Annotated in this window: 7 protein-coding genes; 2 read left to right on the forward strand and 5 right to left on the reverse strand. The window is 70.7% G+C overall.

What is annotated here, in order from left to right:
* Window positions 1-10: 10 nt before the first annotated feature.
* On the forward strand, window positions 11-337 hold the full coding sequence (locus AC07BF_RS01400) for a hypothetical protein (protein WP_363579631.1): 327 nt from the start codon (window positions 11-13) through the stop codon (window positions 335-337).
* 404 nt (window positions 338-741) lie between these two features.
* On the opposite strand, the gene AC07BF_RS01405 is transcribed toward AC07BF_RS01400, so the two are convergent.
* The 5 genes from AC07BF_RS01405 to AC07BF_RS01425 form a co-directional block, all read right to left on the reverse strand.
* Entirely contained in the window at window positions 742-984 is a 243-nt protein-coding gene (locus AC07BF_RS01405; RefSeq protein WP_478318232.1) for a helix-turn-helix transcriptional regulator, read from the reverse strand.
* Between the two features lie 116 nt (window positions 985-1100).
* Entirely contained in the window at window positions 1101-2069 is a 969-nt protein-coding gene (locus tag AC07BF_RS01410; RefSeq protein WP_400984136.1) for a DUF4331 family protein, read from the reverse strand.
* 155 nt (window positions 2070-2224) lie between these two features.
* The gene (locus AC07BF_RS01415; RefSeq protein ID WP_400804611.1) at window positions 2225-2863 is read right to left on the reverse strand and encodes a Scr1 family TA system antitoxin-like transcriptional regulator; all 639 of its coding nucleotides are present in this window, start codon (window positions 2861-2863) and stop codon (window positions 2225-2227) included.
* 358 nt (window positions 2864-3221) lie between these two features.
* Complete coding sequence (locus AC07BF_RS01420) at window positions 3222-4343, reverse strand: serine hydrolase domain-containing protein (RefSeq protein WP_478332738.1); 1122 nt, start codon at window positions 4341-4343, stop codon at window positions 3222-3224.
* Between the two features lie 65 nt (window positions 4344-4408).
* Window positions 4409-5080 (reverse strand): DUF4097 family beta strand repeat-containing protein, encoded by a 672-nt coding sequence (locus AC07BF_RS01425; protein WP_478332739.1) that lies wholly within the window; start codon window positions 5078-5080, stop codon window positions 4409-4411.
* A gap of 446 nt (window positions 5081-5526) precedes the next feature.
* On the opposite strand from AC07BF_RS01425, the gene AC07BF_RS01430 reads away from it, so the two are divergent.
* Window positions 5527-6777 (forward strand): alpha/beta hydrolase family protein, encoded by a 1251-nt coding sequence (locus AC07BF_RS01430; protein WP_478332740.1) that lies wholly within the window; start codon window positions 5527-5529, stop codon window positions 6775-6777.
* Window positions 6778-6926 lie beyond the last annotated feature (149 nt).

Raw genomic sequence — 6926 nt, forward strand, 5'->3', positions numbered from 1 at the left:
AGGTCACTACATGGGGCTGGATGTCTTCTGGAATTCCGAACTCCCCGATCTGACAAGCTGGGGACTCTCGCAGAGGACGGTCACCGAATCGTTCGGGGATGAGGATGACGTGCTCATGGACGCCATTGCCAACCTCCCCCGCGAGGGTTTCCCGACACTGTTCCGCATCGACCTCTACGGCGACACACTGCTGGACTCCCGACAGTGTGCGACCGCACGCGCAGAGGTGCGAACGATTCCCGATTGGAGGGAGAATCCGCAGTTGGTGCGCCTGGACACACTGCTGAGCAAATGCAGTGAGGCGCCCGGCACCTTCGTCTACGTCGCTGGAGACTGAGGGGCCCCGTCCCCGGAAGTCCTCGGCTTTCCCACTTCCTCTCGAAGCACATCGGCCGCAGGGGGCGCGTCCCCCTGCGGCTCGACCAACCATTGATCTACTGAACGAACCCGTAGGGGCGCCATCCGAAGTTCGGATGGCGCCCCTACGCACAACGCAACTGGGGTGGGACATGCAGAAGAGGCGCAGTCCCTGGGCTCTCGCGTACTTCCCGATCGGGCTCGTGTGCGCACTGATCGCGGCCTCGTCGGCGGCGTTCTTCACCAGGGTCGACGACCTCATGCCGATCGTCCTCGCCGGGGTTCCGGGCCTGGTCCTGACGCTCCGCTCCCCGGTCCACGGGGTCTCCTTCGGCGCGGACAGCGTGAAGTACTGCGGGCTGCTCCGGGCGCGGGCCGCCGCGCTCACGGCTTCGGCGCAACCTCCAGCGCCCGGGAGAGGGCGGTGAGGAGGGGGAGGGTGGGGGCGACGTGGCCGGCCTCGATGGCGCGGATCTGGGCGTCGGTGAGGTCGGCGCGCTTGGCGAGGTCCGCGGTGGAGAGGCCGAGGGCGGTGCGGCGCTCGCGGACGACGCGGGCGAGGGCGCCGGCCGGGTCTCCGTCCGGGTGGGCGGGGAAGTCCTCGATCAGGGGGCGCGCGTGGTTCACCGAACCTCCTCATACGCGGGTGGGGGCGCACAGCCTGGCACATGATCAGAGCGGGAAGTGCGAAGCGGCGGTCAAGGATTCTTGACCGCCGCTTTGTCGTCCGGCCACTTGACTCGCTACTTGACGGGGTGCGGGTGGCCGAGGTGGGGGAAGACGGGGAGGACGTCGGTGTGCGGGGGGATGTGGTCGCTGGTGATCTTGCCGCCGGAGACCATGGTGAGGCGGGCCGAGGTCACGTCGTCGACGAGGGTGCGGCCGTTGGGGTAGGCGGCGGGGCGGGAGCGGTCGTAGCGGAGGATGTCCGGGAGGACGAGCTTGAGGGTCTCGGTGGCGGCCGCGGTGGTGTAGTCCCCGGTGTGCTGGAGGACGGCCGTCCAGGCCTCGCGGTAGGTGTCCCAGTCGTCGGCCGGCTCGCCTGCGTTGTACGCGTCCTTCACCTCCTCCTTGTTGAAGTAGGCGGTGAGGGAGGGGTGCGCGCCACGGTCGACGGAGACGAGCCGGCCGTCCTGGCGGAGGCTGACACGGGCCCAGACGCCGATCGTCGGGTCGGGGCCGAGGTCGGTGTCGGGGACTTCGAGGGCGATGCCGAAGACGTTGGCGTCGGCCATGGCGTCCTTGCCGGTCCAGGTGAAGTCGTTGACGATCCCTTCGAGGTCGGCGAAGAAGGGATCGCTGCGCAGGCCGACGGAGAGCTTGCGGCCGTTCACCTCGATGACGTCGGGCGCGTCCCCGAAGGCGACCGGGGCTTCGGAGAACAGGACGTCCCCGGTGGGCTCGTGCTTCTGCGCGGCGGCGCCCGTCGCCCGGTGGACGGTGACGGTCTGGGCGCCGGTGTGGGTGGGGGCGGAGAAGGTGAAGGAGTAGGCGACGTCGGCGCGGTGGTCGCCGTCGTTGTCGATGTTGATGCGGTAGACGGCGTCGGGGTGGAACTCGGCCGCCTGGGTGGGGGCGTAGGGGTTCGCGTTCATGATCAGGACGGTCCGGCCGGGCGCATCGGCGGCCGGGAAGGCGAACACGTCGGTCAGGTCGAGCCGCGCGTCGCCCCGGGGGGAGCGCAGGTTGGGGCCGCTGAGGTGATGGGACATGGGACCGTTGGTAGCAGCCCCCACCCGGCACCGGCCCGACGACACCCGCACTCCGCCCACCCGTCCGCCGATTGGCCGTCATCTCCCGGCGGACCGCCGACGGAACGCCGACGGCCCGCCGCGTGGAAGCGACGGGCCGTCAGGAGAAGGCTGAATCAGACCTCGGCGGTCGCGGCGAACGCCACGAACGCCTGCCACGCAGCCGGCTCGAACACCAGCTGCGGGCCGCTCTTGTCCTTGGAGTCACGCACGTGGACGATGCCGGGCGTCTCGGCGACCTCGACGCACTGAGCTTCCTCGTTCGTGCTGTAGCTGCTCTTGATGTAGGCCTCAGTCTGGAGAAGCCCCGGGATGACCATCGTGCTGTACTCGTGGATCTCGACTGCCCTGCCCTCCTCAGACGTGAAGGCCCTTGAGGAAGCCGGGTGCCGCTCGCTGATCCGGATCTTCGCCTTCATCACGTCGTCCGCGACGACCAGCAACGCGCCACCCGCATTGAGGACTTCGTCCGCCTTCGTCAGGATCTCGACTCTCGGTGTCCGCTTGCCGCGCTCGACCGCCCCCAACTGGTCCTCGCTGTACCCGAGCCGCTCGGCCAGCTCGCGCTGCGTCAGCCCGGCCCGCTCCCGGAAATGCTTGATCAGCTTCCCCACCGCCGCATAGAACTCCGCGACCCCGTCGGAGTTCTCCACCGTCTCGCCGTCATCGAAGACCGTGCGCTCGACGCCACCCACCCTTTCGACCCATTGATCCAGGTCGACCGACGGGTCAACCCTCCGCATCCGAACCAGCACTCTCGGTGTCCATCGAATCCATGGTCAGCGCACGTCCAGGGCGCCGCGATTTTTCCCGCGCCGGCCGAAATCCCCCTCAGTGATCGAGCCGCCACGCCCAGGGCGCCACGATCTTCCAGCACTCGGGCGAAAGGCAACTGCCCATCTGGAGAAAGAACTTGTCTCACAGTGAGCCAAACTGCTTCACCATCGCGGAGCACGCCGCCGACGCGACTGCGCAGCCCGCGTTCCGGAGCGCGGCTTCGCGCTTCACCCCTGCCTCACCACCACCGCGCGCCGGGGCACCACCCCTCAAGACGAACGGAGTGGGAAGTCGGCCCCGCCGACTTCCCACTCCACGTGCCGAAACGCAGTCCCGTCAGCCCTCGGCCCGCTCGCCGCCGCCGAACACCGCCTTGATGAGCCGGTCCAGCGCCTTCGGGAACTCCTGCGCCGGGTCGGACGCGGAGTCGCCGGTGGTCAGTCCGGCGGTCAGGGTCTTGCTGCCGTCGGGGGTTCCGATCATCAGTGCCCCGTAGCCGCCGGGGGCGCCGCCGTTGTGGTGGACGATGGTGCCGCCGTCCGGGCCGAGGTCCTGGACGAACAGGCCCAGGCCGTAGCCGAGCATCCCGTGCGGCGTGCGCATCTCGTCCAGCAGCGGGGCGGGCAGGAGCGTGCCGCCCAGGAGTGCGGCGAAGAACGTGTGGAGATCCCGGGTGGTCGAGATCAGGTCGCCGGCGCCGACCAGGAGGGAGAGGTTCTGGCGGGCGACGTCGGCCACCTTCCACTGGTCGCCGTCCTGGTAGCGGTAGTAGCCGTGGGCGTGCGGCCGGGGGAGCTCCGGCGAGTCGCCCGGCACCACGGTGTCCCGCAGTCCGAGCGGCCGCAGGATCCGCCGCCGCATCTCCTCGGCGTACGGGCGGCCGGTGGCCTGCTCGATCAGGAGCACGGCCAGCGTGTAGTTGGTGTTGGAGTAACTCTGGTCGGCGCCCGGTTCGAACCGTGCCGGCCTGGAGAGGGCGAACTGCACGAGTTCCCCGGGCCGGTAGCTGTGGAACCGGTTGTCCACCCACTCCTTGCCCATCGCGGGGATCCCCGGTGCGAACATCCCGTCGGGTTCGAGGTCGCCGGTGTAGCTGGCCAATCCGCTGGTGTGCTGGAGCAGCATCCGCACGGTGATCCGCCGGTCCAGCCCGAACTGCGGCAGGTGGTCGGCCACCGGGGTGTCCAGCCCGATGGCGCCGTCGGCCACCAGGTGCAGCACCAGGGTCGCGACGAAGGTCTTGGTGGTGCTGCCGACCCAGAACTTCCCGTCCACCGACGGCTTCGCGGCCTCGCCCAGCTTGCGCACCCCGGCGCTGCCGACCCACTCCCCGCGCTCGTCGTGCACGCGCAGCTGTATCCCGGCGAAGCCGGCGTCGACGAACTCCTGGATGGCCTGCTGCAGTTCCGGGCGGTCCTGGGCGGTGTCGTTCTCGACGGTGTGGAGGGTGCTGGTCATGGTCGTTCCTCGTCTCGCGGTGGGATGTGCGCGGCGCAGTTCAGGGGTGGGTGAGCGGTGCCGCGTCAGAGACTGCGGGCGGTGATGTCGCCGTAGGCGGTGGTCGCGTGGATGCTCAGGCCGGCGGCGGCGCCGTCGGCGTTCTTGAGCGCGTTGTGGATCCGGCCGTAGGTGGTGCCGGCGTCCAGGGAGGCGGAGACTCCGCGGGCTGCGCCGACGGAGACGTCGCCGGCCTCGGTGCGCAGCGTGATCGTGCCGTGCACGGCTTCGGCGATGTGGATGTCGCCCTTGGCGGTGGTGATCTCGGCGGGGCCGTTGAGGCGGCCGACGGAGATGTCGCCCGCGAGGACGGCGAGGTGGGCGCCGGCGGTCTCGTCGAGCTTGACCGAGGCCTGCGCGCCTTCGAAGGTGACGTCGCCGAGGCGTCCGACGCCCCGGAGTTCGGCGCTGGCCGTCTTCGCCTGGATGCGGGAGCCGGCGGGCAGTTGGACGGTCACCTCGACGGTGCCGGACTGGCCGAGGATCCGGTTCTCGGCCGCCGCCGCCTCGATCCGCAGGACGCCGTCGGCGTATTCGACGGTGGTCCGCTCCGCCGCCTTCACGTCGCGGCTCTTCGAGGCGTCGGCGGGCAGGACCTCGACCGTGGTGTCGGCCCGGTCGGCGGCGATGAACCGGATGCGCCCGGCGGGGATGTCGAGGACGGTGGAGACCGGGGCGGGGGTGGCGAACTTCTGCATGATGCTCTCCTGCGGCTCGTTGTTTCTGACAACGGAAACGCTACGTTGCCTTCAAGATTCCTGGCAACAGTCATGTTGCGTACAATCAGCATCATCGCAGGTCAATGCCTCATTATCGTTGCAACAGTTGCAGATTTAACGCAACGTCAGTCGCGCCGACCGTTGCATTGGATTGCACGTGAACGCTATGCGCCGCCCCGCCCCGGCGCGCCGTCGCATCAGCCCACGGATGTAAACCCCCAGGCCAATGCGCCCGGCCGCACTGTCATCCGGTGGTCGGATGTGGCCGGGTGCGCCGCGATGACAGCCTTCCGCTCAGGTGCACGGAGATCCATCGGACGGTCCGTCAGGGGCGCTTCCCCGGAGGTCCGGTGTCGAACGACGGCCGCACCTGCGAAGACCGCGCGCCTCGGCCCGGTTCTGTCCAGCACACCCAGGGAGGGCCCATGACCACCACGCCGTTCACGAGCCGACACGCCATGACGCGCCGCCGCCTGCTGGGGGCCGCACTGGCCGCCGGGGCCACCGGGGCCGCCGCACCGCTCGCCCTCGCCCGCCCCGCGTGGGCGGCGGACGGGGCCACTACCCCCGGGACCACCACGCCCGCCGCCACCACCGCCACCGGCGGCCCGGCGCGCCTCACCCTGCCCGAGCCCACCGGGCCGCACCCCGTGGGCACCGTCCCGCTGCACCTGCTCGACGCCTCCCGCCCGGACCCGCTGGCCGGCCCGGGCCGGTTCCGCGAGCTGATGGCGAGCGTCTGGTACCCCGCTCGCGAGGCCGGTGAGCACCCGCTCGCGCCCTGGATGGCCGACGGCGCACTGCGGGCGTTCCTCGCGGACACGGGCTTCGCCATCGACCCCGCCCTCGCCCCGCTCACCTCCGGCCGCGTGGGCGCCCCGGTCCACCGCGCGGGCCGCCGCCTGCCCGTCGTCGTCTACTCGCACGGCGCGCACAGCCACCGCGCCGACCACACCGTGATGGTCCAGGAACTCGCCAGCCACGGCTACGTGGTGGTCACCGTCGACCACACCCGCGACGCGATCACCGAGTTCCCCGACGGCCTGGTCCTCACCCCGGACCGGAGCGTCCCGATGGGGCCGAAGGACTTCGCCGCGGACATCCGCTTCCTCCTCGACCAGGTCGAGGCCCTCGCCGCCGGGCGCAACCCCGACGTCGACGGCAGGCCGCTGCCCGCCGGGCTGCTGCACGCCCTCGACCCGGACCGGATCGGCATGTTCGGCTGGTCGAAGGGCGGTACGGCCACCGCCTACACCATGCTCACCGACCGGCGCGTCCGCGCCGGGCTGAGCCTGGACGGCCCGATGCAGCCGACCATCACCACCGACCTGGACCGGCCGTTCATGATGATGACCGCCGCGTTCACCCGGGCCGGCCAGCCGGACGTCGCCGAGTTCTGGCCGCACCTGCGCGGCTGGCGCCTCGACGTCCAGGCCCAGGGCGCCGTACACGTCTCGTACGGCGACAACCAGGTGCTGATCCCGCAGGCCGCGAAGCTCCTCGGCCTGACCGACGAGCAGGTCCGGGGCATGATCGGCACCCTCGACCCGGCCCGCGCGGTGAAGATCCAGCAGGCGTACCCGGTGGCCTTCTTCGACCTGCACCTGCGGCACCGTGCCAGCCGCCTCCTCGACGGCCCGTCCGCGGCCTTCCCCGAGGTGACCTACTTGCCGTGAACCCGCGACCGTGGCGGGCGGGGCCCCCCCCGGGGCGGGCGCTGCGGAGTTTCTGGCCGGGATCTTTCCCACGAACCCCCCAACCAAACCCCTGTCCAGGGGGAAACGTTCGCGGGCCCCTCGATCTCCTTCCGCTCGGCGGCGGCGAA

This window comes from Kitasatospora sp. NPDC043950 (genome assembly GCF_056435345.1).

What these genes read in the sequence shown, in the direction of transcription:
- AC07BF_RS01410 (WP_400984136.1), bottom strand. Translation starts at nt 2,069, where the DNA reads ATGTCCCATCACCTCAGCGGCCCCAACCTGCGCTCCCCCCGGGGCGAC.
- AC07BF_RS01430 (WP_478332740.1), top strand. Translation starts at nt 5,527, where the DNA reads ATGACCACCACGCCGTTCACGAGCCGACACGCCATGACGCGCCGCCGC.
- AC07BF_RS01425 (WP_478332739.1), bottom strand. Translation starts at nt 5,080, where the DNA reads ATGCAGAAGTTCGCCACCCCCGCCCCGGTCTCCACCGTCCTCGACATC.
- AC07BF_RS01420 (WP_478332738.1), bottom strand. Translation starts at nt 4,343, where the DNA reads ATGACCAGCACCCTCCACACCGTCGAGAACGACACCGCCCAGGACCGC.
- AC07BF_RS01400 (WP_363579631.1), top strand. Translation starts at nt 11, where the DNA reads ATGGGGCTGGATGTCTTCTGGAATTCCGAACTCCCCGATCTGACAAGC.